The 24569-nt window shown below is 56.9% G+C and carries 23 protein-coding genes; 6 read left to right on the top strand and 17 right to left on the bottom strand.

All coding sequences use genetic code 11. From position 1 onward, the window contains the following. Positions 1–59 precede the first annotated feature (59 nt). On the top strand, positions 60–398 hold the full coding sequence (locus JC200_RS08870) for a winged helix-turn-helix transcriptional regulator (protein ID WP_274435901.1): 339 nt from the start codon (positions 60–62) through the stop codon (positions 396–398). Between the two features lie 50 nt (positions 399–448). Here the strand turns inward: JC200_RS08870 and JC200_RS08875 are convergent, their stop codons facing one another. Next, positions 449–1396, bottom strand: coding sequence for an MBL fold metallo-hydrolase (locus tag JC200_RS08875; RefSeq protein ID WP_274435902.1), 948 nt, complete (start codon positions 1394–1396; stop codon positions 449–451). 56 nt (positions 1397–1452) lie between these two features. Here JC200_RS08875 and JC200_RS08880 point away from each other — a divergent pair, with 56 nt between their 5' ends. After that, positions 1453–2643, top strand: coding sequence for a class I SAM-dependent rRNA methyltransferase (locus JC200_RS08880; RefSeq protein WP_274436506.1), 1191 nt, complete (start codon positions 1453–1455; stop codon positions 2641–2643). 77 nt (positions 2644–2720) lie between these two features. Then, entirely contained in the window at positions 2721–4793 is a 2073-nt protein-coding gene (locus JC200_RS08885) for a prolyl oligopeptidase family serine peptidase (RefSeq protein WP_274435903.1), read from the top strand. Positions 4794–4811: 18 nt separating this feature from the next. On the opposite strand, the gene JC200_RS08890 is transcribed toward JC200_RS08885, so the two are convergent. The 3 genes from JC200_RS08890 to JC200_RS08900 form a co-directional block, all read right to left on the bottom strand. After that, positions 4812–5048, bottom strand: a complete 237-nt coding sequence (locus JC200_RS08890) for a hypothetical protein (protein WP_274435904.1) — start codon at positions 5046–5048, stop codon at positions 4812–4814. Between the two features lie 629 nt (positions 5049–5677). Further along, positions 5678–6418: a Cof-type HAD-IIB family hydrolase gene (locus tag JC200_RS08895; RefSeq protein ID WP_274435905.1), complete on the bottom strand. Its 741-nt coding sequence runs from the start codon at positions 6416–6418 to the stop codon at positions 5678–5680. Between the two features lie 180 nt (positions 6419–6598). After that, on the bottom strand, positions 6599–8062 hold the full coding sequence (locus JC200_RS08900) for an amidase family protein (RefSeq protein WP_274435906.1): 1464 nt from the start codon (positions 8060–8062) through the stop codon (positions 6599–6601). Between the two features lie 102 nt (positions 8063–8164). On the opposite strand from JC200_RS08900, the gene JC200_RS08905 reads away from it, so the two are divergent. Next, on the top strand, positions 8165–9337 hold the full coding sequence (locus JC200_RS08905; RefSeq protein ID WP_274435907.1) for an aminotransferase class I/II-fold pyridoxal phosphate-dependent enzyme: 1173 nt from the start codon (positions 8165–8167) through the stop codon (positions 9335–9337). Between the two features lie 79 nt (positions 9338–9416). On the opposite strand, the gene JC200_RS08910 is transcribed toward JC200_RS08905, so the two are convergent. Next, a complete protein-coding gene (locus JC200_RS08910) occupies positions 9417–10541 on the bottom strand; it encodes a D-alanine--D-alanine ligase (protein WP_274435908.1) in 1125 nt (374 codons plus the stop codon). Positions 10542–10739: 198 nt separating this feature from the next. On the opposite strand from JC200_RS08910, the gene JC200_RS08915 reads away from it, so the two are divergent. After that, positions 10740–12206: a UDP-N-acetylmuramoyl-tripeptide--D-alanyl-D-alanine ligase gene (locus JC200_RS08915; RefSeq protein WP_274435909.1), complete on the top strand. Its 1467-nt coding sequence runs from the start codon at positions 10740–10742 to the stop codon at positions 12204–12206. A 59-nt stretch (positions 12207–12265) separates the two neighbouring features. On the opposite strand, the gene JC200_RS08920 is transcribed toward JC200_RS08915, so the two are convergent. Together JC200_RS08920 and JC200_RS08925 are read right to left on the bottom strand one after the other, a co-directional pair. Continuing rightward, complete coding sequence (locus JC200_RS08920) at positions 12266–13963, bottom strand: ABC1 kinase family protein (protein ID WP_274435910.1); 1698 nt, start codon at positions 13961–13963, stop codon at positions 12266–12268. 197 nt (positions 13964–14160) lie between these two features. Continuing rightward, positions 14161–14934, bottom strand: coding sequence for a YwmB family TATA-box binding protein (locus JC200_RS08925; protein WP_274435911.1), 774 nt, complete (start codon positions 14932–14934; stop codon positions 14161–14163). A gap of 505 nt (positions 14935–15439) precedes the next feature. Here JC200_RS08925 and cbpB point away from each other — a divergent pair. Beyond that, complete coding sequence (cbpB, locus tag JC200_RS08930; RefSeq protein WP_274435912.1) at positions 15440–15913, top strand: cyclic-di-AMP-binding protein CbpB; 474 nt, start codon at positions 15440–15442, stop codon at positions 15911–15913. Here the strand turns inward: cbpB and JC200_RS08935 are convergent. The 10 genes from JC200_RS08935 to JC200_RS08980 all read right to left on the bottom strand — a co-directional run bounded on the left by JC200_RS08935 (position 15898) and on the right by JC200_RS08980 (position 24568). After that, entirely contained in the window at positions 15898–16053 is a 156-nt protein-coding gene (locus JC200_RS08935) for a hypothetical protein (protein ID WP_274435913.1), read from the bottom strand. The genes cbpB and JC200_RS08935 overlap by 16 nt on opposite strands. Before the next feature lie 162 nt (positions 16054–16215). Beyond that, on the bottom strand, positions 16216–17523 hold the full coding sequence (locus tag JC200_RS08940) for an aminotransferase class I/II-fold pyridoxal phosphate-dependent enzyme (RefSeq protein WP_274435914.1): 1308 nt from the start codon (positions 17521–17523) through the stop codon (positions 16216–16218). Between the two features lie 12 nt (positions 17524–17535). After that, a complete protein-coding gene (locus JC200_RS08945) occupies positions 17536–19974 on the bottom strand; it encodes a DNA gyrase/topoisomerase IV subunit A (RefSeq protein WP_274435915.1) in 2439 nt (812 codons plus the stop codon). Between the two features lie 81 nt (positions 19975–20055). Beyond that, on the bottom strand, positions 20056–22047 hold the full coding sequence (locus tag JC200_RS08950) for a DNA gyrase/topoisomerase IV subunit B (RefSeq protein WP_274435916.1): 1992 nt from the start codon (positions 22045–22047) through the stop codon (positions 20056–20058). Positions 22048–22243: 196 nt separating this feature from the next. Next, positions 22244–22645 carry a DUF302 domain-containing protein gene (locus tag JC200_RS08955; protein ID WP_274435917.1) on the bottom strand — a complete coding sequence of 134 codons (402 nt, stop codon included), beginning with the start codon at positions 22643–22645 and terminating at the stop codon, positions 22244–22246. Between the two features lie 19 nt (positions 22646–22664). After that, positions 22665–22982, bottom strand: coding sequence for a thioredoxin (gene trxA, locus JC200_RS08960; protein WP_274435918.1), 318 nt, complete (start codon positions 22980–22982; stop codon positions 22665–22667). Between the two features lie 13 nt (positions 22983–22995). Then, positions 22996–23259, bottom strand: a complete 264-nt coding sequence (locus JC200_RS08965; RefSeq protein ID WP_274435919.1) for a metal-sensitive transcriptional regulator — start codon at positions 23257–23259, stop codon at positions 22996–22998. Between the two features lie 59 nt (positions 23260–23318). Continuing rightward, a complete protein-coding gene (locus JC200_RS08970) occupies positions 23319–23699 on the bottom strand; it encodes a rhodanese-like domain-containing protein (protein WP_274435920.1) in 381 nt (126 codons plus the stop codon). 29 nt (positions 23700–23728) lie between these two features. Beyond that, entirely contained in the window at positions 23729–24037 is a 309-nt protein-coding gene (locus JC200_RS08975) for a rhodanese-like domain-containing protein (RefSeq protein WP_443111883.1), read from the bottom strand. Positions 24038–24148: 111 nt separating this feature from the next. Continuing rightward, on the bottom strand, positions 24149–24568 hold the full coding sequence (locus JC200_RS08980) for a DUF6249 domain-containing protein (RefSeq protein WP_274435921.1): 420 nt from the start codon (positions 24566–24568) through the stop codon (positions 24149–24151). Position 24569 lies beyond the last annotated feature (1 nt).

Genomic DNA, 24569 nt, shown 5'->3' on the forward strand with positions numbered 1-24569 from the left:
TGCACTTACTTTTGTCAAGCAGTTGTGTTACCATAAGCGCATATGGAGCGTGAGGTCGAATGAGTGACGAGTTGATGTGTCCCAAGTTTGAATCCGCTTTTGAACTACTGGGGAAGCGCTGGACGGGTCTAATCATCCGAGCGCTGCTCGGCGGCCCGAAACGCTTTAAAGATATTTCCGCCATGATCCCCAACATGAGCGACCGCATGCTTGCGGAGCGCTTTAAAGAGTTGGAGTCTGCCGGAATCTTAATGCGCCATGTATATCCGGAGACACCCGTTCGCATCGAGTACGAGTTGACCCAAAAGGGGCGCGACTTAGAACCGATGATGAACGAAGTCCAAAAGTGGGCGGACGTGTGGATGGCGGAAGTTGCAAATCACCACAACAGTTGGTAAGCTGCAAAACTGAGATTTCCAATGATCAAAACGGCTGAGGGCCAAGCGCCTCAGTCGTTTTGTTGTGGAATGAAGCGAAATACATCGCCGTGGCGACGCCAGACAATTTGCGCCTGGTCGGGAGCTACCTTCTGCAGCCGCTTGATCGGCTCGTCGATGGGTTCGTCGGAAAGCACAAAGGTATCCCAGTGAATCGGGGCCAGAAATCGCGCACCAGAGTCTTCAAACATCTGCCACGCCTGTTCCGGTGTGCAGTGGTTACCCTGGTAGGCATCTGGTGAATAGGCGCCAATCGGGATCAGCGCCAAGTCAATCGCTCCGACCGACTTTAGGTCGGTGAAACCAGGTGTGTAGGCCGTATCCCCGGCAAAGAAAATCTGAACACCGCGGTACGAAATGAGGTACCCCGTATACCCATAGCCCCGATTCCACGGAAATCGGTTGCCCCAGTGTCGTACCGGCACTGCCGTCACAGCCAGGCCGTTGTCCAACTGAATCCGGTCACGGCCACCGAGTTCTGTCACAGCAGAAAAAGTGAATCGACGCAACAGACGCCCCGTACCCGTCGCCGTTACGACCTGCGTGGCCGAGCTTTGCAGCTTGCGCAGGCTCGGTATGTCGAAGTGGTCCATGTGCGCGTGCGACAGCAAAATGACATCCACTTTCCCGGATATATCCTCAGGACGCAGCGCGGGTGCTGTATGGCGCTTCACTCCGACCGTAAACAGACGCAAAACTCTGAGCCCTACCCTGTCTGAAAACACCGGATCGGTGAGGATTCGGAGCCCATAAAAATTGATGTACACAGTTGAATGTCCGACCCAGCACACGGTCACTTCATCGTCCGAAAATTCGTCCGGCCTTGGGCGCTGTGCGGGCTGTCGGTACGGTGGATTCGGCAGATCACGTCTCCACCTGCGAAAGAGGTGCAGAATAATCCACGCGATCGCGGCTGCGACTAGAAACAGGCTGACTACCAGCCACACGATCCAGTTCATTGCAAATGGTGCCCCCCTGCTTTGACATTGCCGGTTGGAATCGCTACGTTCTACATATGACGACACAATTGAAACTCAAAAGACAGCGCAAGAAACGGCTGGAGCAAGGGCATCCATGGGTTTACGCCAGTGAAATCGACACCGTGTCAGGCGGTGAACCAGCCCCAGGCGACGTGGTGGAGATCGTCAATCACCAAGGTGCCTTTTTGGCGAAAGGGTACGCAAACCCGAAGTCGCAAATTTACGCTCGAGTGCTAACGTACCGGGCAGATGAGTCCATTGATACAGCTTGGGCCGTCCGCCGCCTACAAGCAGCCTTGGCGTACCGGGAGCGACTTCTGCCTGACACCCGGTTCTGCCGTTTGGTGTACGGTGAGGCCGACTTCCTGCCTGGTCTTATTATTGACCGCTATGGCGACGTACTCGTCGCTCAAATTTTATCCTACGGCATGGAGAGACTCAAACCGGTGCTTCGGTCGGCAATTGAAGAAGTGTTTCGTCCGCTCGGCGTGTACCTGCGCAACGACGTCTCTGTCCGCAGACTCGAAGGGCTTGAGGAGCACACTGGTCTCTGGTGGGGCGAGGTGCCGCGCCTCGCACAGATTGAGGAACACGGACTCACTTTCCTGGCCGATTTGTACGAAGGCCAAAAAACTGGTTACTTCTACGACCAGCGGGATAACCGCGCTGCCATCGCCCCGTTCGTTCCAAACGCAGAGGTGCTTGACTGTTTTTGCCACACCGGCGGATTTGCCGTCCATGCGGCGCACTACGGCGCAAAGCGCGTGACTGGCGTGGACATTTCGGGATCGGCATTGGAAGTCGCTCGTCGAAACGCCGAAATGAATGGCCTGGCAGACAAAATTGACTTCCAGGAGGCCAATGCCTTCGATTTCTTGCGCGACGCAGACCGGGATGGCCGACTGTTCGACGTTGTCATGCTTGACCCGCCCGCCTTCGCAAAGTCCAAGCGAGCGCTCGAAGGTGCAATTCGCGGGTATAAGGAAATCAACCTGCGTGGCGTACGGATGGTGAAAGACGGTGGTTATTTGGTCACGGCCAGTTGCTCGTTTCACATGCTGCCCGATCTGTTTCAAGCGACTGTTCTCGACGCGGCGACCGATGCGCACAAAATCCTGCGCCTTGTCCATTTCTCAGGCGCAGCCAAAGACCACCCGGAAATCGCGGGCGTCGAGGAAGGACACTACTTGAAGTACGCGATTTACGAAGTGCAAAGCCGCAAGTAAAACCAAGTCTTCGTTGACCGTTGACCGTTGACCGTTGACCGTTGACCACACCCTACCGGTAGTAAGGAGAGGAGTACATGTCCAAGCAGTGGCGCACTGTCGACGTCGTCGACAACTTCCATGGCACTTCGGTCGCAGACCCCTATCGTTGGCTTGAAGACCCAGCCGACCCAGACACAAAGGCCTTCATCCAGGCACAAAACCAGTCTACCTTTGCCTACCTGCACTCGCTCCCGGTTCGCGACACCCTGCACAAACGCCTAGAGTCGCTGTGGAACTTCCCAAGACGCCAGTCGCCCGGACGGGCAGGGGGTACATACTACTGGTCGAAAAACAGCGGATTGCAGAACCAGCCAATTCTTTACCTCCAGCCTACCCTCGATGCGGCAGGTGATAAACAGGCGCGTGTCTTGATTGACCCAAACACAATGAACTCAACTGGCACTGCGGAACTATCAAACTTCAGCTTTACCAAGGACGGCCGCTATGTCGCCTACGCGATCTCGGAAAACGGCAGCGACTGGCAAGTCGTGCGCGTGCGTGACACAGAGACAGGCGAAGACTTGCAGGACGAACTTCGTTTTTGTAAGTTTACCAACCTCGCCTGGACGCCGGACGAAAGCGGCTTCTACTACACGCGTTTCCCTGAGCCAGGGACGGTGCCCCCAGAGGACGGCAGTAACTATTCTCGGGTCTACTGGCACGTTCGCGGCACCGACCAGAGACAAGATGTACTTGTGTACGAACGCCCGGACGCGAAAGAACTAGGCTTTCACCCAATCGTGACCGATGACGGCCGAACGCTGGTGCTGCTTGTCACCAACGGCACAGCGACGGAAACTGGCATTTACTATCGACCGCTTGACGGCCGCGACGCCCCGCAGGCAGACGAGTTCGGCTTCGTGCGGCTGTTCGAAGCGTTTGATGCAAGTTATCAACCCCTTGGCAACCGCGACAACACTTTCTACTTCCTAACGGACAACGACGCTCCGCGCGGGCGCGTGATTGCCATCGACCTGCAGCGACCCGATAAAGCACACTGGCGGACGGTCGTGCCTGAGCAAGCAGTCGTGATGGCGGACGCCTGCCTCGCGGGAGGGTCCCTGGTTCTGCTCGCCATGCGCGACGCTCACCATGAACTGAGCGTTTACGACCTCGATGGCGGCTTTTCGCACGACATCCCACTGCCTACCCTTGGCGCGCTTCTTGACTGGCATGCGCGGGACAATGAACCTGAGCTGTTCGTCACATTTACATCGTTCCTGTTTCCGCCAACTGTGCTGCGGCACAACGTGATGGACAAAACGACAGAGGTCATCTTTCAACCTGACTTGCCGACCGACTTGTCGCAGTACGAAACCACCCAAGTCTTCTACCCGTCGAAAGACGGCACAAAGGTCCCAATGTTCTTGACGCACAAAAAAGGCTTGCAACTCGACGGCACCAACCCGGTCCTGCTCACGGGATACGGCGGCTTCAACGTCAGTCGTACACCCGCGTTCAGTGTTCCGCCACTGCTCCTGCTCGAGCAAGGTGGAGTCTATGCTCTCGCAAACCTTCGCGGTGGCGGCGAGTACGGCGATGCCTGGCACCGTGCAGGAATGTTGCAAAACAAGCAGAACGTCTTCGACGACTTCATCGCAGCCGCAGAGTACCTGTGCGCAAACGGCTACACAAACCCTGGCAGGTTGGCCATCAGCGGCGGCAGCAACGGCGGCCTCTTGGTATCAGCCTGCATGCTGCAGCGCCCTGACTTGTACGGCGCCGTCGTCTGCGGCGTCCCTGTTGCCGACATGCTCCGCTACCACCTTTTCACTGTTGGCCGGTACTGGGTGCCAGAATACGGCAACGCAGTGGAGAGCGCCGAGCATTTTCGCTTTATGTATGCCTACTCCCCGCTGCACAATGTGGGGGAGGGAGCAGAGTACCCGCCGATTCTCATTCACACAGGTGATACGGATGACCGCGTTGTGCCAGCCCATCCGTTCAAGCTCGCAGCGACGTTGCAGGACAAGGCTGCATCCGCGAATAAAGTGTGGCTGCGGATTGACACGGCGGCAGGTCACGGACACGGGAAGCCCGTCGCCAAGCAGATCGACGAGCAAGCGGACATCTACGCCTTCTTGTTTGACCAGTTGCAAGTCGAGTAACGGATTTATTCGCTAGCCTCAGCCCTCACACGGCGTATAGATACGCGGAGTGGGTTCATGTGACTTTGTCACGGAGTTTGCCCACACACTTCGCCGCCCGCTCTGGGTCGATGTGACGATCACGTAGCGTCCCAGGGTCGTGGCGGCGACCGTTTCCGTGTCCGAATGCCCGGAAGGAATTAGGCTGCCTTTCATCGTGCCTGGCTTGGGTGGGTAGATGGCATCCACCGTGCGGTTCGCTTCATGGCTCACCATCCACTTCCATCGTCTCCTCCCTAGACTGTACACGCCACCGCAATCTATGCCCACCATAAGAGCTTGCGCAATCGACGTGATCGTAGCGAACAATTAGAACGCTAAGAAGGATAATCGCCGCTATGCGCGGCAAATAGCGACCAGAAAGTGCGTTCGGGATCGGAAAAGTGACCAAAACCATGGGTTTTGGCCGAACTAGCGAACTTTTTGAGCATTCGCACGTCGAATTATGTAAACTCCAGACCGATAGCGAGCTTTATGCGCGTTAAACCATCGCCTTACCACGGCCTTCTGTGAACCTGTCGTCGACGATGAGCCAGAGACGGCTGTTTCGCGGGGGATAACGAGCCGACACCGCGTTATCGGCGTGGATATCAAGAATTAAAGTCGGATAACGCGCTCAAGGCGCGTTACCTTTGAGAAAAGGGCGCAAAACCGGGGGTCGAGACGGTCATAACGCTGTTTCACAGCGTTATACAATCGAGTTATGTAAACAAATCAGACGATAACGATGTCTGAGGACGTTAACGTGCTGATTATGTCAACAATCAACGTTGGATCACGTCCCTCATACGGGCGAGAGGGGGCTGTCCCTCAGGCATACACGGCCTTGCGGGACAGCCCCCTCGCTAGTCGTTGAGAATGCGGCGAATCGCCTGCGCCACGCCGTTCTCCAGGCAATCGCCAGTCATCGTGTCGGCAGCTTCTTTCACGACTTCCTGCGCGTTGCCCATTGCGACGCCGAGTCCAGCCCAGCGCAACATCGAGATGTCGTTGAGGCTGTCGCCCATCGCGATCACCTGGTTAGCGTCAATCCCCGCGCGGTCACAAATCAGTTGGAGCCCAGCGGCTTTGGTCACGCCGGCTGCGTTCACTTCGATGTTGAGACGACCCGAATTGGTGAGTTCAAACCGCGAGTCGTTACCAAGGGTCTCCCACAGAGAGTCCATGATGTCTGCATCGTCACTGTAGAACCCGAATTTCAGCCACTCGGCGGTCGCTGCGTTCTCCGGCATGTTGTCGTTGCGCACAAACCGCTCCGTCGTCCGCCCCCAGAAATGCGCGTGCACCGACAGCGCAAGTTGGTGGAGTTCAAGTACATCAGACGCCACGAGCGGGCGTCGATACAGCAGTTCCCCCTCCATGCTCCACACCTCGCCGCCGTTCACAGTGACGAGGGGCATGGTCAGTCCGAGTGCCTTGGCATGCTGCCAAACGACACCTTCCACAGCCCGACCTGTGGCGATGGTCACTTCGATCCCGGCCGCACGCGCCTGTTCAATCGCGGTGAGGTTCTCATGCGAAATTGACTCATCGGGTGCGAGCAGCGTCCCATCCATGTCGAGTGCGATGAGTTTCCAGTCCCCCATAGTTCACATCCTTCGTCTGACTATCCATCTAACGTGCTGCCCACCCAAGCTACGCTCACCCAAACTGCGCCCCAACTGCGCTCACCCCAACTGCGCTCACCCCAACTGCGCCCACCCTAACTGTGCTGCCCCCAGGCTGCGGTTGCGGCGCACAAGAGCCGCCCCGCCCGGGAGAACGCCTCAGAGCGCGGGCTCTACCCGGTGGTGTGTCCCTTGCTCGTAGGCGTACGCGAGGCGAATCAGTGTCGGTTCGGAGAACGCTGTGCCCGTCAGTGTCATACCCACGGGTTCTCCATCTGGCGTATACCCGGCCGGCACCGTGATGGAAGGGTAACCCGCTTTGGCCGCGACCCCAGCCCCCCAGTTGTTCGGGAACAATAGCGCGTCGAGTTTGTGCGACGTGAGCAAGCCGTCGATTCCCTCTTCGCGTGTCACACGCAGGTCGCGCAGGCGGCTTTCAATGTAGGCCGACTCTGTCAAACTGCCACTGGTCTCCTCTGACTTTACCAGCACGGCTTGCCCATACCGCAACATTTCGGCGGAATGTGCTTCGTTGTACGCGATTAACTCTGCTAGCGAGTGGACCGGGACGTTTGTCCCGACGCCGCCGAGATACGCGTTGATGGCTGACTTGAACTCGTAGACGAGGACGTTGATGTCCTCGCCGAGGGCGGCCTTCGGGAGGTCGACGTCGACAACGGTTGCACCAAGCTCGGTCAACTGTGCGATGACACCGTCCATGACCTTTTGTTTAGCTTCCGGCAGCTCCGTGTAGAACGGATCGCGCGGGATGCCGATCCGTGCCCCCTTCAGCGCCGTCTCATCCAAAAACACCGTGTAGTCTGTCAGGGCAACGCCAAGGCTCGAGCCGGTCGCAGGGTCATCAGGATCGACCCCTGTCATGGCTCCGAGGAGCACCGCCGCGTCTTCCACCGTGCGCGCCATCGGTCCAGCGGTGTCTTGGCTAAACGAAATGGGAATGATGCCCGTGCGGCTGATTAGACCAACGGTCGGCTTGATTCCAACGAGTGAGTTCTGGCTTGACGGGCTGAGGATAGAGCCCGATGTCTCCGTCCCGACTCCTACCGCGGCGAGACTCGCAGCGATGGCCGCGCCTGTTCCCGCGCTAGAGCCCCCGGTGTCGTGTGTCCCAGGGCCGTACGGATTGCGCACCTGGCCACCCAGCGAACTGTAGCCGTTGGACATGTTCTCAGCCATAAAGTTCGCCCATTCGGTCAAATTCGTCTTGCCGAGGATGACGGCGCCTGCCGCACGCAACCGTTTCACCACAAGGGAGTCCGTCTTGGCGTAGCAATTGGCCAGCGCCCGGGACCCGGCTGTGGTATGCATCTTGTCTCCTGTGTCGATGTTGCCTTTAATGAGCACAGGAATACCATGCAGCGGTCCACGCGGCCCCTGGCGACGGCGCTCCGCATCAAGGGCCTCGGCGGTCTGCAGCGCGTCCGGATTGACCTCAAGCACCGCGTTCAGAGCTGGCCCCGTCTTATCGAGCGCCGCGATGCGCGTTAAATAGACCGAGACCAGTTCGACGGAAGTCAACTGCCCCGTCGTCATTTGTAGTTGCAGTTCACGAATACTGGCCTTTGCCAGGTCAAACGTAGATTCCAGATCGTAGGTAGGCACGAAGTTGCCGCTCCTTTCGGAATTCTGTTCAATACTATTGTACACTGGTTTTAGCCTAGTGGTATGGTCCCGCCGAATACACAGTAGCGGAGGAGAAAACTGATGTCCTTTGACCCAAGCGATCGAATCGCGAGTCTGCCGACCGGCATCTTCGCCGAGCTCGCCGCTAAGAAGCGCGCGGTGGCCGAGCGTGGGCTGGCCCTGATTGACCTGAGTGTCGGCAGCCCTGACCTGCCCCCCGCTCCGTTTATTCGGCAGGTACTAGCCGAAGCGGTTCTAGATGGCAGCAAGTACGAGTACACCTTGTCAGCCATCCCCAGCTTTGCCGAGGCTGTGGCTTCTTTCTACCAGCGCCGCTACGCTGTGTCCATCGACCCCAGCCGCGAAGTTGTGCAGCTCATGGGCTCTCAAGACGGTCTGGCGCACTTGGCGCTCGCTCTCATCAACCCTGGCGACATTGTGCTCGTCCCAGACCCAGGCTACCCAATTTACGCAGCGAGCGTGCAAATCGCCGGCGGCCAGCTTGTCCCCATGCCGTTGCGTCCGGAACATGGGTTCCTGCCGCAGTTTGACGCCATTCCAGTCGACGTGGCCGAGCGGGCCAAGTTCATGGTCCTCAACTTCCCTGGCAACCCAATCGCGACGATTGCGCCAGCGGCGTTTTTTGAACAGGCGATCGCGTTTGCAAAGCGACACCACATCCTGATTGTCCACGACTTTGCGTACTCGGAACTGGTCTTTGACGGTCTGCGCGCGACGAGCATCCTCGCCTATCCTGGTGCGACTGACGTAGCCATTGAGTTCAACTCGCTCTCGAAGACGTTTAACATGGCGGGTTGCCGCATCGGCTACGCAGTTGGCAACAGACAGGCGCTCAACCTGCTGCAGCTGTTGAAGTCGCACATCGACTACGGCGTGTTTCGTCCGATTCAGGAAGCAGCGATTGCTGCATTGATGGCCGACCCAAGCCACCTAGAAGAGCAGGTGCACACCTACGAACGCAGGCGCGACACACTCGTAGCAGGTTTGCGAAACGCTGACTGGCAGGTGCCAACCGTCCACGCCACAATGTTTATCTGGGCGATGATTCCGAGTCGCTTCGAGTCCTCTCGAACGTTTGCACTTGACCTGCTCGAGTCCACCGGTGTCGTCGTAACCCCAGGCGACGCGTTTGGTCAGGAAGGAGAAGGCTACGTGCGAATCGCGCTCGTCCAATCCGAAGATTTACTCGCAGAGGCGGGGCAGCGCATGGCCGCGTACTTGCAGCGTCTCTAAGCAACAGAGTGGGCCAAACTGACGGGACCCCCCGCCTGCCGGCCCACTTACGTCACAAATATGCATGTACGTCGGAGATTTACGACAGGTTCTGCGTCGACCGCCGCTTTTCGGTGCTCCGCTCAAGGGCGAGGCCGATAAGGCGGTCAAGCAACTGCGTGTACGACAACCCGGTGGCTTCCCACAACTTGGGATACATGCTAAACCGCGTGAATCCAGGCATCGTGTTGATCTCGTTGACAAGTACCCGGTTTGTGCCCCGCTCCACGAAAAAGTCCATGCGTGCCAGGCCACTGCCGTCGACCGCGCGGAACGCCTCAACCGCCACACGCCGAATCTCTTCTGTGACCTGTGCAGGAAGCGGCGCCGGGATGATGAGCTGCGATTCACCGGTGACGTACTTGGCCTCGTAGTCGTAAAACTCGTGATCGGGGATGACTTCACCAGGCACAGATGCCTCCGGCTCATCGTTCCCGAGTACCGCGACCTCGACTTCGCGGACGTCGAGCCCTTGTTCGATGATGATTTTGCGGTCGTAGCGAGCCGCCAAGTCGATTGCAACCGGCAGTTCCTTGGCAGTCTTAACCTTGCTGATCCCGACGCTCGACCCCATGTTCGCCGGCTTAACGAAGCAGGGGTAACCGATGTTCTCTTCAACCTCTTGAACCACTCGAGCGGGTTGTGTTTCCCACAGTTTCCGTGTGCAGAACGTGTACGCCACCTGTGGCAAGCCAGCCTCCGCGAACAACTTTTTCATAAACACTTTGTCCATGCCGACAGCGGAGGCTAACACGCCAGCGCCGACGTACGGGATGTCAAACAGTTCAAGCATACCTTGGATTGTACCGTCTTCCCCGTTTGGTCCATGCAACACGGGAATCACCACGTCAAAGTCGCCGACGAGCTCGGGCGGGACGAGTTCGCCAATCGGCACAACCGCCGCTGCCGAAGTGGCCGCCTGGTTCGCCTCTGGTTGTTGGACGTACTGAGACTGTTCGCCAAGCTCAATCTGGGTAGCCTGGTTCAGTGCGAAAGACGCCTGCTGCCCCACAATCCACTGTCCTGTGCGCGTGATCCCGATCGGTACTACTTCGTAGGCCTCCTGATCGAGCGCGTTCAAAATCGACTGGCCGGATTGAATGGAAACCTCATGTTCACCAGACTTGCCGCCAAAAATGACACCGACCCGGATGCGTTGTGTCAAACCTGCCAACCCCTTCTTCATACATACGTCGAGTATACCTGATTGCCGACAAGATGCAGCCAAGAGTATGCTATGCACAGACCCTAGGCGGCAGTGACGAATGAGCCGCGCGCTGTAAGGTGCGCAAACGCCTACGAATGCGTAAGATGGTATGGTATAGATTTTCGAAGCGGGTTGACCCGATGGGAGTGTGAACGGATGTTGCCGCTGTCTGTTCGTCAGTTGACGGACATTGTGCAAGGCACACAACTGCAAGGACACTTGAAAGGAACCGTGACCGGAGTCGCGATCGACAGCCGGGCGATCCGTCCAGGCGACTTATTTGTCGCCTTTGTCGGAACAGAGGCAGATGGCCATAATTTCGTGGGTAGTGCTTTTGAGCGAGGTGCAGTCGCAGCCCTGGTGACAAAGCACATCGACGGGATGGACCCGTGTGTCAACCTAATTCGCGTCGCAGACCCCCTTGTCGCCGTCCAGAGGTTGGCCGTATTTGAGCGAACTCGGTTTGGCGGCCCGGTCATTGGTGTGACGGGTAGTAATGGCAAAACCACCACCAAAGACATGTTGGCGGCTGTGTTTAGTGCAAAGGGACCGTGCCTGGCCACGACAGCCAACTACAACAATGAACTCGGCATGCCGCTCACTCTGCTTGGGCGGACAGAGGAACACCAATCGATAGTGCTAGAGATGGGCATGCGCGGACTCGGGCAAATCGCGAAACTAGCGTCAATCGCGCAGCCAACCGCAGGGATGATCACCAATATCGGTCAGAGTCACATTGAGCTACTAGGGAGTCAACAGGCAATCGCCGAAGCGAAGGGAGAACTGCTTGAGGCATTGCCGAAGTCAGGGGTTGCAGTTCTCAACCGGGATGACCCGTGGCTCGTCCAGATTGCTGGGAAAACCCGTGCGCGAGTTCTCTGGTACCAACTTGATGCGCCGACCACAACCGCCGCTGCCGCAATCGCGTCAACCACCGTGGCGGCTGACGCGCGTCCAGAGGGAATCAGCGCCGAGTCACGCCCAGTGCCTCGCGATAAAGTTGACGCGTACGCGAGCGACCTTGTCAGTGGACAAAGCGGTGTCACATTTACAGCCCATGTCCTTGGCGACAGCGTTCACGTGACGCTGCCAGCCCATGGGCGCCACAATGTGGCCAACGCACTCGGCGCGCTGTTGCTTGGGGCGGCCCACGCGATCCCGCTCAAAGCCATGGCAGACGCGCTGGCCAACGTCCGGATCAGCAACGGCAGATTTCAACTACAAACGGGCAAAAACGGCACACACGTGATCGATGACACGTACAACGCGAGTCCACTTTCCACCAAGGCAAGCCTGTCGGCACTGCGCGACCTTGCAGAAGAGCGCCCGACAGTGGCAATCCTGGGTGACATGTACGAGCTTGGCGACACGACAGAATCAGGCCACCGGGAAGTGGGCGCTTACGTGGCCGAACTCGGTATCGACTCCCTGTTCGCGATTGGCCCGTACAGCAAATGGACGGCGGAAGCAGCACGCCAAGCCGGGCACACACAGGTACACTGGTTCGAAGACAAAGAGAGCGCCCTGAAAGCCATTCCTGACTTGCTACCGGAACCCGCGGTCATTCTCGTCAAAGCGTCGCGCGGCATGCAACTTGAGGACGTCGTTCGCGCGCTCGTGTAAGTGAGCGCGCGTTTCAGCAGGCTCTGCTCCATGCGAGTCTCTGCCGCTGGTCGGTCAAGCTACATCCTGCCTGACCGGATGATCGACCACACGAGCAAGAGCAACATCAGACCGCCCATAATCAGGCCAACTTGCGTAATCGGGAACCGCCACAAGAGATTACTGGTCTTGGCAAGTGCCGAGGCAATCAAGAGTCCTGCGACGAAGATACTGAGGGCAAGCAGCATGACCGCAAACGACAGCCGATTGCTGATCCGGTCGAGCTTGCCCATAATGTTGTTCACTTCACTCACTTCCATCTGCACCTTCACGCGCCCATGCCCAATCTCACGTACCATCAGTCGCACTTGGCGCGGAAAGTCGATCAAGAAGTCACCCACGTCGATCGCGGTGCCAAGCAAGTGACGTCCAACCGTCTTCGGGTGAAGCTGCTCCTTCAGCAACTGGCGACCGAACGGTTCGGCAACATCCATGATCCGAAAACCCGGATCTAACTCCTCGACAACCCCTTCAATGGTCAGCAGCGTCTTCCCAACCAGTGCAAGGTCCGCCGGGATCTTAATCCGGTGTCGATACGCAACCTGAAAAATGTCCGCGACGGATTCCGCCAGACTCACTTGGCTGAGCGGTATGTCGTAGTACTTTTCCCGCAGAGCGTCTACATCCCGGCGCAGTGAGTCCTCGTTGACATCCACAGGAACCACGCCCATGTGCCGCAGCGCGCGCAGAATCATGTCCGTGTTTCTGCGCATGAGCCCGACGACGAGTGTTGCCAGGCGGTCTTTCATATCTTGCGTGAGGCGTCCGACCATTCCGAAGTCCATGAACAAGATGGCGTGGTTCGGGAGCGCCGCCAGATTCCCAGGGTGCGGGTCCGCGTGAAACACGCCGTGGAGCAAGAGCTGCGTGAATACGGCGCGTGCCGCGTTCTCTGCGAGTTGCTTCGGGTCGTAACCTCGAGCAATTAAGGTGACTTGGTCAGTCAGCTTGACGCCTTCGACGAATTCCATGACCAACACTTTCGAAGTGGTCAAGTCCCAGTAGATTTCCGGGATCTTCACCAACTCATCATCCACAAAAATTTTTCGAATGCGGTCAGCGTTGCGTCCTTCTTGCGTGTAGTCCAGTTCATCGTGGAGTGACCGCGTGAATTCCGCAACGACATCGCTAATTTGGTAGTGCCGGGCCCAGTCGAAGCGACGTTCTGCCATCTGGGCAAGGTCCGCGAGCACTTCGAGGTCGACGCGAATCTGTCCGCGGATATCCGGCCGCTGGACTTTCACCGCGACAACGTCGCCCCCCTTGAGCACAGCGCGGTGCACTTGCCCAATCGACGCAGAACCGATGGGAACAGGGTCAAACGACTCGAAGACTTCTTCGAGCGGATGCCCCAGTTCTTCACTGACCACACCTTGGACTTGTTCAAACGACACAGGCGGGACTTCGTCCTGAAGTTTGGAGAGTTCCGTGATTAACTCGGGTGGAAAGATGTCTCTGCGCAGACTTGCGACCTGTCCGAGTTTGACAAACGTTGGTCCGAGTCGCTCGACCACGGTTCGAATCCGCTCGACGGTCGTCAGGGCGTCACGCTTTTGCACGTCAGAAAACATGCGTTTGGGTAACGTCAGCAAGTCGGCGAGTCCGACTCCGTCGATGAACCAGCCAAAACCGTTGCGAATGAGAATTTGTGCGATTTGTCTGTACCGTTGCAAATGCCGAACGCGTTTGCCGAGGGATGGTGCGGCGTTCACAGGCATCACCTGCCTTCCTGCCACTCGCTTATCACGGTCAACCGATCATGTCCTGATTCTACCACACGGCCTGAGTTGATTCGGAGCCATGATTGCAGGAAGTCAATCGTCGCGTGACATCGCCCGCTGCTGTGACGCCTCGGACCGAGTGCGAGTCCAGGCAGCCCGCGGTGTGCCCGGGGCCAAGTGCGATTCCGGGCGACTTAAAATGGGTCGACGATAATGGGCGTGCCGATGAAAACGTCAGTCTGTCGGTGCAGCGAGTCCAAGTGCACCCCGACCTGCAGGTTCATGCTCTGGGTCCCGCTCTTGATTCCCTTGGGCCCGTTCGCCGCAAAGGCAGATACACTGCTGTCCGTGCCTGATTGCATGCCAGAGAACGCCTTCGCGCCAACCGCTGCGAGTACACGCGCCTCGTCCTGGCGCACTTGAGCCGTCGACGCGAGGCCTTTGTGCACCGTCTCGACGTACGCGCTGACATCCGGAATGCGGTGCTGATCCGCGACTGCGGAATACACCTGCTGCATGAGATTTGTGAGGTTCCGCGCTGTCACAGTGTCCGGTGTCGCTCGAATGACCAGTACGTCTGTTCCTTGACCACCTGCAGCAGGAAAGCTCGATTCATACACAGAGATTTGCGCACCGCCCGCACCGGCTCCGCTTAACTCCACGAAGTTCTCTCCTGCTAGAGACCGCGTAATCTGCTTCGCATTGGTCATGCCCATCGCGCCGGCTGTCGCGGATGCTTCCTGCTCGAGTTGTACCAGCGAGGAAAACTGCCCACCCGACTGTGTGTAGTCGTTCACGAGCGCATGCGTGTCTGTGCCACCTGCCGCCGCCACGGCCCGATTCAAAAATGCAGCCTCTGCCCGCACCCCCGCCACATTTTGACTTCCCGCCCACGCGGTCGCCGCATGCAGTCCCCAGCCGACAACCCCGACCGCAATCAATGTCCACGCAACCTTTCGCACGCCCATCCGGTCCACCTCCGCCTGTCAATCTAGCAGACAGTCTTGACAGGAATGTGAGGAGGTATACCTAGAGTTGCTAGACTTGCAACGGCAAAAAAAAGACAGAGGCTGTGTGTCTCGCCACTGTCAATCCAAAGGGGAACCTGTGATACAGGCGCACCTGAAGACTATCAGGCTTTCCTTGAAATTTGGTCAAAAAAACAAGGCATGTGTCGAATTGTTTGCGGGCGCGAAAGAATCTACGCAAAGATGGTGCGACTTGACCTAGCGCCGTGCCAGAAAACCGTTATGATATAAGTATCCATGATGTCCTGCTTGCGCTCCAACCTTGGTTCTTCGTACGCCCCTTAGCCTGCGTACTTAGATTTGCGCTCTGACTTGTGCTCTGAGTTGGAATCTGAGGTGCGTGGTCTGACTCTCTAATTTGCACACACTAACTTGCGTACTCCTGACCTAACGAGGTTGCTTGTAACTTGACTTGTGAAAACCCTGATCATTGATGAGGTGCGACATGAAGGACACTGTCCATACGCCCGCAACGGATTCCGACTTTCAGTTTGCCATGTTGCCGAATCAAGTTGACTCCCTGGTCACACCGGGGAAAAATGTGGCCTGCGTATACACCTACAACACACTCGAACACGCACTGCTGGTGCTCATTAAATCCGGTTACTCTGCCGTACCCGTGCTCGGCGCCCACGAATCGGTGTTCGGTACCGTAAGCAAAACCAACATCCTGGAATCCATCCTTGAAGTGGATCAGATGAATATCGCCAAATTATCCGACACGACCGTGGAACAAGTGGCGGACACTTCCGCTCCGCTGATCAAGCCAACAGTCAGCTTCCAGCGAGCAATCGACCTCTTGATTAACCGCTCGTTTCTCTGTGTCGTGGATGAACAAGACCGCTTTTACGGCCTTCTGACAAGGCGGACTGTTTTAATCGAAGTAGCGAACCAACTGCGCGTTCATCGCAAGAACTGATGCGCATCTGAATCGCCCGTGAGCACGGGTTCGCCAAACCCGAGCCCGCTCTCGCGGTGCAACACAAAGTCGAGGATGCGTTCGTTCACCACGATTGCGAATTTCATCGGGATCGTATGACGAGCCTTGACAATGTACACCACTTCTGTGCGGGGCAAGCCCGCGCGAAGGATCCCTGCGTAGGCGCGGATGCAAGCAGGCGACTCACAAAGCCACCTGCATCATCCCGCCCTAACGGGGAGAGCCAAAGCCACGGGCAAACAAGCAAATTGCACGGCGCGGAGCACCCGCAAGAAGCACACTCACTGCTGGGTCAACCCGGAGAGTTCCCGCTCGGTTTCGTAAATGGCGTCAAAGAGCGCCTCAATGTCCGACTCCTCAATGCACGAGAAGGCGATGCGCAGGTCGTGGTCACCTAGCGCAATCGTCCCGATGCCCTGCCGTTCGAGCAACGCGACGCGCAGGTCCTCCGCCTTCACGCGCTTTAACTCCAGGCACATGAAGTAGCCCGAGTTGAACGGGTAGTACCGCCACGCCTCGTCGAACCGTCCACTGTCGAGCACCACCTTGACGCGGTTGGCCCGGCGTTTCATGATCTCGAACTTCTCCTGCTTCTGTTCCTTAAATTCCGGCGCCTGCAGGGCCTTCAGAACGAACGTCTGCGACGGGTGCGAACCCGAGGAAATCGTCGCTCGGATGATACCCATCGCCTTTTGTTCGAGGGCTACGAGAACTAAGTCAGACTCCGCGCCAAAGGTCAGGAAGCCGACGCGAAAGCCCCAGACGAACTCCTCTTTCGTCGCGCCGTCGACTTTGATAGGCAGAATGCGCGGGTGCAGGTCGCACAGTTTGCCGAACAGAGACTCTTTCAGCGACTCCTCGAAGAACAGGAAGAAGTATGCGTCGTCCGTGACCGCCACAACGTTCACCCCTGCCTTGGCCCCGCTTTCGATCGCGGCGACGATGGCATCGCCTTCTTCGATACTCGGTGTGTAGCCAGTCGGGTTGTTGGGGAAGTTCAGCAGGACAATCGCCTTACCACGGTCTTGCTGGCTCAAGATGGCCTGCTCGAGGCCCGCCGCATTGAATGACCCCGACGCGTCGTAGAGCGGGTACGTCACCATGTTCGCTCCCCGCCGCACACCAAACGTTAACTCGTAGTTCTCCCAGTTCTTATCTGGCAGAATGACAGCGTCACCTGCATCCGCGAACAGGTCAGCGACAATCGAAAGGCCGTGCGTCAGCGCGTTCGTGACAATCGGGTTGCCAAAGTGCTTGCTGCGCATCGACGGGTTCTCTTCCAACAACTTCTCGCGCCACAAGGAACGCAGTTCAGGTTTCCCAGCCGGCGGCGCGTAGTTGTACAAGTCGTTCGGCGAGAAATCCGCAAGGTGCGACTGAATGACATTGAGGTGCATCGGGACGCCGTCTTCCAAGGCAATGCCAATCGTGGCGTTGAACCGCTTTGCTTTCGCCTTGGCCTCTGCAGACTGGCTGAGTATCCCTTCTTTCGGAAAGTATAGCGCTCGTCCTAACTCAGACAACACCTCGTACGTGTGTGGAGCGTTCTCCTCAAGCACCTCATTTAACCGCTTTGCTGCCTCATGCATGCGTAGCCCTCCTTACTTTTTCGGCATTAAGATGACATCGGTGACAATGGACTGGAGATCGAGTGGCGCATATAACATCGGTTCGGCGGGCGTAGGTTTCACGTCGATCGCGAAGGGAGTGATAAGCTGCCCGTTGACCACGTGCGCGCCTTGTACCGTTTCACCCGGTGCAGCGTCGATCGCGATGCCACGCACCACCCGGTCCTCGGGGCCGAGTCCTTTCCACGCGAGAGTGCCCTTGCTGCCCCGGTGTTTAATCGGGATCCGCTGCGAATACACCGCCCTGAAGTAACCGTGAGACTCAAACAACACGACGTAGAAAGGTTTTTCCCGGTGAACTGCGGAGGCTTGCAACACCCGGTCGTTCTTCGACAGCACAATCAGTTTCGAGCCAGACGCGTTTTTGCCAATGTCGCCAATGTCCTCTTGGGTGTACAGACCGACATACCCGCGTTCTGTCAACGCTACAATGCGGTCGTCGCCGTCCGTCAGGAACACGGTCGCAACCTCGTCGCCTTCCTTCAGCTTCAGTGCTTTCACAGCCACAGAACGATCCGTCTGGTACTCCTTGAGCGTCGTTTTTTTGACAAGGCCGAAGGCGGTCACGAAGCACACTGACTTCTCGGCGCTAAAGTCAGCCACAGCCACAATGTCTGCGATTGTCTCTCCGGTTCCGAGCGGAACGACCGTGTGCAGTGGACTGCCTTCGTCTTTCCAGCGTCCCTCCGGGATCTTATACGCGAGTAAAGAGTAATAGACACCGCCGGTCGTGAACAAGAGCAGCGTGTCCGTGGTCTTGACCAGAAGTGTCAGTTGGACGCTGTCGCCGAGTTTGAGACTCATCGAGTCAATGCGCTCGACGCCCATGTAGGCGCGTTTACTGAGCCTGCGAATGTAGCCGTTTTTGGTCAAAACCACGTAGACCTCTTCTTCCGGGATGGTCATCGCGACGTTGACGTTGAGTTCGACCACTTCCGCCTTAATCGGTGAACGACGTTCGTGCGTATATGGCTTGACGAAGTCGCTCAACTCAGTCGAAATCACCTTGTCCAGCAACTTCGGGCTCGCGAGAATGCTCTCGAGCTTTGCAATCGTCCGTTTGAGCTCTTCCCACTCTTTCTGAAAACTTGCCACTTCGAGGTTCGTCAAGCGGTATAGACGCAGGTCGAGAATCGCGTTCGCTTGGATCTCGGTCAGTTCAATGCGGCTCGTCAACTGTTCGACGGCGTCTTTGCGGTCCTGCGACTCCCGGATGATTCGTATCACTTCGTCGAGGCTTTGCAGCGCTTTGATGTAGCCCTCGACGATGTGAAACCGCTCTTTTGCACGGTCGAGGTCAAACTGCGTGCGCCGCCTAATCACGTCGCGCTGATGCTCGACGTAGGCCGCGACAAACTTCTTCAAGTCGAGTTTCTCTGGCCGCCCGTCGACAATCGCGGTCATGTTCGCCGCGTAGCGAGACATCAGGTCAGTGTTCTTGTAGAGATACGCGACAATCGAGCCGACTTGTTCGTCCGACAACCCCTTCTTCACTTCCACGACGATGCGCGCGCCGGTCATTCCGTGTTTGCGGTCCGTCTCATCCCGGACTTCGACAATGCCTTCAATGTCGCGATTGAGGACGATTTCCTGCAGCGCAATGACAATCTGCTGCTTCACGGCGTTGTAAGGAATGTGCGAGAAGACAAGCTGCGGGTTGCCCTTTTTCGGGTACTCCACCTCAAGCCGCGCCGACATCATGAAACTGCCCGACCCGGTCGTGTACATCGCGCGAATGCCTTTCTCGTCCATCACTTCGCAGCCCGTCGGGAAGTCTGGAGCCTGCACGATGTCGATCAGCGCCTCGTTGGAGATGTCACTGTTCTTCAGGTAGGCAATACACGCGTCGACGACGTCTTTCGGGTTGTGCGACGGAATGTTCGTCGCAAAGCCACTCGCGATGCCTGCGGCGCCGTTGATGAGCAGGTTTGGCAACCTGGCAGGAAGCACCATCGGCTCATCGGTCGTCTCGTCGAAGTTCGGGATCATGCGAACCGTATCTTTGCGGATGTCCGTCAGAAGCTCAATTGCGTACGCAGACAACCGCGCTTCGGTGTAACGCATAGCCGCTGGCGGATCGCGGTCGATCGAACCCCAGTTCCCGTGCCCGTCGATCATCGGCTCGTTCGTCTTGAACGGCTGTGCCATGTGCACCATCGCATCGTAGATCGACGTGTCCCCGTGCGGGTGGAAGTTGCCCATCACATCACCGACGGTCTTCGCCGACTTGCGGTAGCCTTTGTCTGGCGTGTTCCCGGCCATGTACATGGCGTACAAAATGCGCCGCTGTACGGGTTTCAGTCCATCACGAGCATCCGGGATGGCCCGGTGTTGAATGGTGTATTTAGAGTACCGCCCGAAGCGGTCCCCGAGCAGTTCCGCGATGTCGGTCTGCAGGGTCTTTTCTGTCATTCAAGTCTCCCCTTTTCAGTTGGCCGAACAGGGTACCTGGAGAACTCAGGTACCCTTGCCGCCTGTGGCCTGTTCGTCGATTTATTCTTCGTATGAGTCAAAGTCGATGTTTTCGTACAGCCATTGTTTGCGCAGGTCAGAGTTACTCCCCATCAGCGTCGTGATGCGGCGCTCCGCGATGCTCGGGTCACTGACGTCGACCTGAATCAAAGTGCGCGTTTCCGGATTCATCGTGGTATCCCACAGTTGATCAGGGTTCATCTCGCCAAGTCCCTTATACCGCTGCAATTCAAACGAAACCTTCTGTTTTGCGAGGTCGCGGCGCAGGTCGTCCAACTCATCATCGGTCCAACAGTACACGATTTCCTGCTGCTTCGATTTCCCCTTGCCTGACTGATAGGTCAGTTTATAGAGCGGCGGCATGGCGACATACAGGCGCCCAGCTTCGACGAGTGGACGCATGTAGCTGTAAAACAAAGTAATGAGGAGCGACTGAATGTGCCCACCGTCCGGGTCAGCGTCGCTCATAATAATGACTTTGCCGTACTTGGCTTGCGACAAGTCGAATGATGACCCAATCCCAGCGCCAATGGAGTCGACGATCGCCGCGATCTCGGCGTTTTTCAGGATCTTTGCCAGGTCAGTTTCCTTCTCGACGTTCAACGACTTGCCGCGCAGCGGCAGAATGCCGTGGTGCCGGAAGTCCCGCCCTTGCTTGGCCGAACCGCCTGCCGAGTCTCCCTCGACAATGAACAGTTCGTTCTTGTCGTACTCGTGGCTCTGCGGCGGCGTGAGCTTCTCGACCAGGACCTTGCGACGGCCGTTTTTGTCCTTCTTATCTTTGCCTGTACGGACGTCTTCAGCGGCCTTCTTGGCAGCATCCCGCGCACGCTTGGAGAGAATGGCGCGCTGGATGAGATTGGTTGCAAACTCGCGATTCTGGTCAAGGTAAGCGCCAAGTTGCTCAGTCACGATGGTACTGACGATGTTCTGAACTTCCTTGTTCGAGAGTTCATCCTTCGTCTGACCAATGAACTCCGGATTGGGGATGCGGATGGACAACACACAAGTCATACCCTCGCGCAGCAAGTCTCCCTCGAGGTTGTCCTGGCCTGGTTTTAAGAGACCGTTCGTCTTTGCGTAGTCGTTGCACGTGCGCGTGAAGGCTGCTTTGAAGCCACGGACGTGTGTACCGCCACTTTTCGTCGGAATACAGTTGACGAAACTCGCGAGCGTCTCAGCGTAGCCGTCCGTATACTGTAGTCCAATATCGACCGTAATGTCTCCGGAAGTCCCAGAAAAAGCAGCCGGTGTATGTAAAGTCTTTTTTCCTTCGTTGAGAAAGTCAACAAACGCAGATAATCCGCCCTCGAAGCTGAACACCCGGCGTTCCTCACTCGTGCGCAGGTCCGACAGCGTGATGGTCAGTCCCTTGTTGAGGTAGGCCATCATCCGAATCCGTTCCTCGACAATGCCGACTTGGAAGTGCAGGTGCCCAAACACTTCGCTGTCGGGAAGAAACCGAATCAAAGTCCCCCGCGCATGCGTCGTGTCTTTCGAAATTGTTGGCTCACCGGGTTCGCCAATGCGCATGCGCTTGCCGTCATCCGTTGGGCCGCTGCGGTAGGTCTGTTCGTAACGCTGTCCATCCCGCCAGATAGTCACCTGGGTCCACTTCGAGAGCGCGTTTACAGCTGTCAAGCCGACGCCGTGCAGCCCACCAGACACCGTGTAGCCGCTGTCCTTGTCGCCAAACTTGCCACCACTGTGCGGCACGGTCATCGCGACCTCAACCGTGCGCTTACCGGTTTCATGTACGCCAAATGGGATGCCACGCCCGTTATCCAGCACACTCAGGCTTTGGTCTTCGTGAATCGTCACATCTATCCAGTCGCAGTACCCGGCAAGCGCCTCATCCACTGCGTTGTCAATAACCTCTTTAAACAGGTGATGGAATCCCTGCACGCCAGTACCGCCAACGTACATGCCAGGGCGCTTGCGGATGGCTTCAAGGCCTTCGAGGACATGGATGGATGCATCGTTGTATTCTTGCGCTGGCGTAACAAGCGCCATTCAATCTCCCCCAGCCTGTCTGATACTTGTCTCGTCAGGTATGAATCACAGTTTGTCCCTTGTTGGCAGTCTATCACAGGACCCGGTAAACACATACCTTCTTCATACTCGAATCGAGACATGAAAATACCGCTGCCGAAAGCCCCGGCAGCGGCATCATGACTTATGTTCCTGGATAGCCCTTGATTTTGAACTGTTATTCACCTTGCGCAGCATCGTCCACTGCGGACTTCAAAGTAGCTTCGATGCGTTCTGCAGTTTCACGCAACTGGTCATCTCCAACCATGTCGATGAGGAGCGTCGGCAAAGGCAAGCCAATGTGGGTTTTGCCCCCATCTTCATAGACGACAATTTTGCAGGGCAGGAAGTATCCAACCAGTGGATTCTGCGTCAAGACGCCGTTTGCCTCAAACGGGTTGCAGACCTCGAGGATGCGGTAGGGCTGTTTGAAATCAAAGCCCTTTCCCTGCAGTGTCTGAGTCATGTCAAGTTGCCACAGGACACCAAACTTGCGTTCAGCCAGTGCGCTTCGAAGGGCTTCAACGGCCTCGTCTACACCCTTGTCCGACGCCTTGCTATAGTGGAAAAGACTCGTCATTACAAGACCTCCTCGAGAATTAGAGCACGCCTTTCAAACGGCCTCGGAGCACCTGTTTTGGCATAAATCCGACCAACTGTTGAATTGGCTTGCCGTTCTTGAACACCATCATTGTGGGGATGCTCATGATGCCGTATGCAGATGCTGTTCTCGGGTTTTCGTCAACGTTCAGTTTTGCGACGGTGAGATGTTCGCTCTCCTCTTCGGATAACTCCTCCAAGACCGGCGCCATCATGACGCATGGTCCACACCACGCCGCCCAGAAGTCAACGAGTACAGGCTTGTCGCTTTGAATCACACTCTGAAAGTCCTTGTCCGTTACCTTAATGGATGCCATGGTTCACCCTTCTCTAGCGAGATTTCATCAGCAGTTCAATCGCTTCACGAATGACTTGGTCAGCGTTGCCGCCGCCACCCGTCACTTCTTCGCGAATGCACTGCTCCATATTTTGTCCAACTACGTACATAATGACTCTGTCCACCGCTGAACGAATGGCGGACAGTTGTGTCACGACATCCTTACACTCTTTTTCTTGTTCCATCATGCCGATGACGCCGCGCACCTGCCCCTCGATTCGGCGCAGGCGGTGACGCATCGCATCGTTGTATTCCACGGTTCACTCCCCCTTGCCGCCCATTATATCTCCCGCGCAGGCGAGAGGGTATGGACAGGTCAACGCCGAGATCCCCATGCCATCATGCCGCCACGGACATTTCGAACATCCTTGAAGCCTTGTTTCGCAAGCATACGTGCTGCCTGAGTGCTCCGGGCGCCGCTATGGCACATTACGACGACTGGCTGATCACGCTCCAACTCGCCCAGATGATTTTTGAGTTGACCCAGCGGGATGTTCTTAAAACCTTGGGCGTGACCACCGCGATATTCGCTTGGTTCCCGAACATCTATGAACTGCATGCCTGCCGTCTGGCGCTTGTCGTTCATCAGTTGTTTCATGTCCGCTGCAGTCACGGACATCACACCTTTCGCCGGTCGCGACCGCAACACGAAAAAGCCAACGGCCACAACAACCAATACCACCCATGCCCACTTCATTCAGCAATCCTCCTCTTGTGTTGGCGAGATTACTCCGTCCGCCAACTCCAGCTGCTCATGCCGCCCACCATATTCTTGATGTTGTTAAAACCGATCGAATTGAGGTAGTCGCACGCTGCAGCGCTCCGACCGCCGCTTCGACACACGAGGACTGTCTCCTCGTCACGGTTGAGTTCTCCAGCGCGAGCTGCGAGTTCCCCCAATGGAATGTGCAAAGCTCCAGGAATTTTGCCGTATGCAACTTCACTCGCTTCACGAACGTCAACGACAAGCAGCTTGTCCCCGCTGTGCAGCCGCTCGTACACATCGACCGGGTAGATATTTTCAATACCAGCCATGCAGTCATCTCTCCTGTCCGTTTTATACCCTCGTGGGTATATAGGGTACGGGGTATATAATACAAGGCTGCGTGCGCGGTTGTCAAGCTGTCGACCGTCCGGGACTGTGCGTCAGTCTTGAGTCCTGCCAACGTCGTCATCCCTGTTGTCATGGTGACCCTGTTCCGGTCTCGTCGGTGCCGTCAAGACAAATGTGAGCAACTCTCCGATACCAACTGCGAGAGGAATCAGGCCACCGAGCAGCCACGGACCTGTTCCTAGTGTCCACAACCCGATGAGCAACGCCACTCCCACCAAAGAGGTGATGATGCCACTGCGTAACTGGCGCTCCGTGGAACCGTTTCGGCCAGTCCGCGACCACGGCTGAAGGTCTGCCGGGTCAACTCCACGTTGAACAAGCAACATGCGTTCGCGGTACTTCAAGTAACGCATCAACACCACGAAGCCGAGAATCACAGCGATCACGAAGACAGGAAATAGGATGCCGAGCACCGGGATCCACGCAAACGACCCGAATGGAATTACGCTCATT

Source organism: Alicyclobacillus sp. ALC3, assembly GCF_028751195.1.
In the GTDB taxonomy this organism is placed as follows: Bacteria; Bacillota; Bacilli; order Alicyclobacillales; family Alicyclobacillaceae; genus Alicyclobacillus_L.

Bases quoted from the DNA above. Each gene is read 5' to 3' on its own strand.
- JC200_RS08870 (WP_274435901.1), top strand. From the start codon at position 60: ATGAGTGACGAGTTGATGTGTCCCAAGTTTGAATCCGCTTTTGAACTA.
- JC200_RS08875 (WP_274435902.1), bottom strand. From the start codon at position 1,396: ATGAACTGGATCGTGTGGCTGGTAGTCAGCCTGTTTCTAGTCGCAGCC.
- JC200_RS08880 (WP_274436506.1), top strand. From the start codon at position 1,453: ATGACGACACAATTGAAACTCAAAAGACAGCGCAAGAAACGGCTGGAG.
- JC200_RS08885 (WP_274435903.1), top strand. From the start codon at position 2,721: ATGTCCAAGCAGTGGCGCACTGTCGACGTCGTCGACAACTTCCATGGC.
- JC200_RS08890 (WP_274435904.1), bottom strand. From the start codon at position 5,048: ATGGTGAGCCATGAAGCGAACCGCACGGTGGATGCCATCTACCCACCC.
- JC200_RS08895 (WP_274435905.1), bottom strand. From the start codon at position 6,418: ATGGGGGACTGGAAACTCATCGCACTCGACATGGATGGGACGCTGCTC.
- JC200_RS08905 (WP_274435907.1), top strand. From the start codon at position 8,165: ATGTCCTTTGACCCAAGCGATCGAATCGCGAGTCTGCCGACCGGCATC.
- JC200_RS08915 (WP_274435909.1), top strand. From the start codon at position 10,740: ATGTTGCCGCTGTCTGTTCGTCAGTTGACGGACATTGTGCAAGGCACA.
- JC200_RS08920 (WP_274435910.1), bottom strand. From the start codon at position 13,963: ATGCCTGTGAACGCCGCACCATCCCTCGGCAAACGCGTTCGGCATTTG.
- JC200_RS08925 (WP_274435911.1), bottom strand. From the start codon at position 14,934: ATGGGCGTGCGAAAGGTTGCGTGGACATTGATTGCGGTCGGGGTTGTC.
- cbpB (WP_274435912.1), top strand. From the start codon at position 15,440: ATGAAGGACACTGTCCATACGCCCGCAACGGATTCCGACTTTCAGTTT.
- JC200_RS08940 (WP_274435914.1), bottom strand. From the start codon at position 17,523: ATGCATGAGGCAGCAAAGCGGTTAAATGAGGTGCTTGAGGAGAACGCT.
- JC200_RS08945 (WP_274435915.1), bottom strand. From the start codon at position 19,974: ATGACAGAAAAGACCCTGCAGACCGACATCGCGGAACTGCTCGGGGAC.
- JC200_RS08950 (WP_274435916.1), bottom strand. From the start codon at position 22,047: ATGGCGCTTGTTACGCCAGCGCAAGAATACAACGATGCATCCATCCAT.
- JC200_RS08955 (WP_274435917.1), bottom strand. From the start codon at position 22,645: ATGACGAGTCTTTTCCACTATAGCAAGGCGTCGGACAAGGGTGTAGAC.
- trxA (WP_274435918.1), bottom strand. From the start codon at position 22,982: ATGGCATCCATTAAGGTAACGGACAAGGACTTTCAGAGTGTGATTCAA.
- JC200_RS08970 (WP_274435920.1), bottom strand. From the start codon at position 23,699: ATGAAGTGGGCATGGGTGGTATTGGTTGTTGTGGCCGTTGGCTTTTTC.
- JC200_RS08975 (WP_443111883.1), bottom strand. From the start codon at position 24,037: ATGGCTGGTATTGAAAATATCTACCCGGTCGATGTGTACGAGCGGCTG.
- JC200_RS08980 (WP_274435921.1), bottom strand. From the start codon at position 24,568: ATGAGCGTAATTCCATTCGGGTCGTTTGCGTGGATCCCGGTGCTCGGC.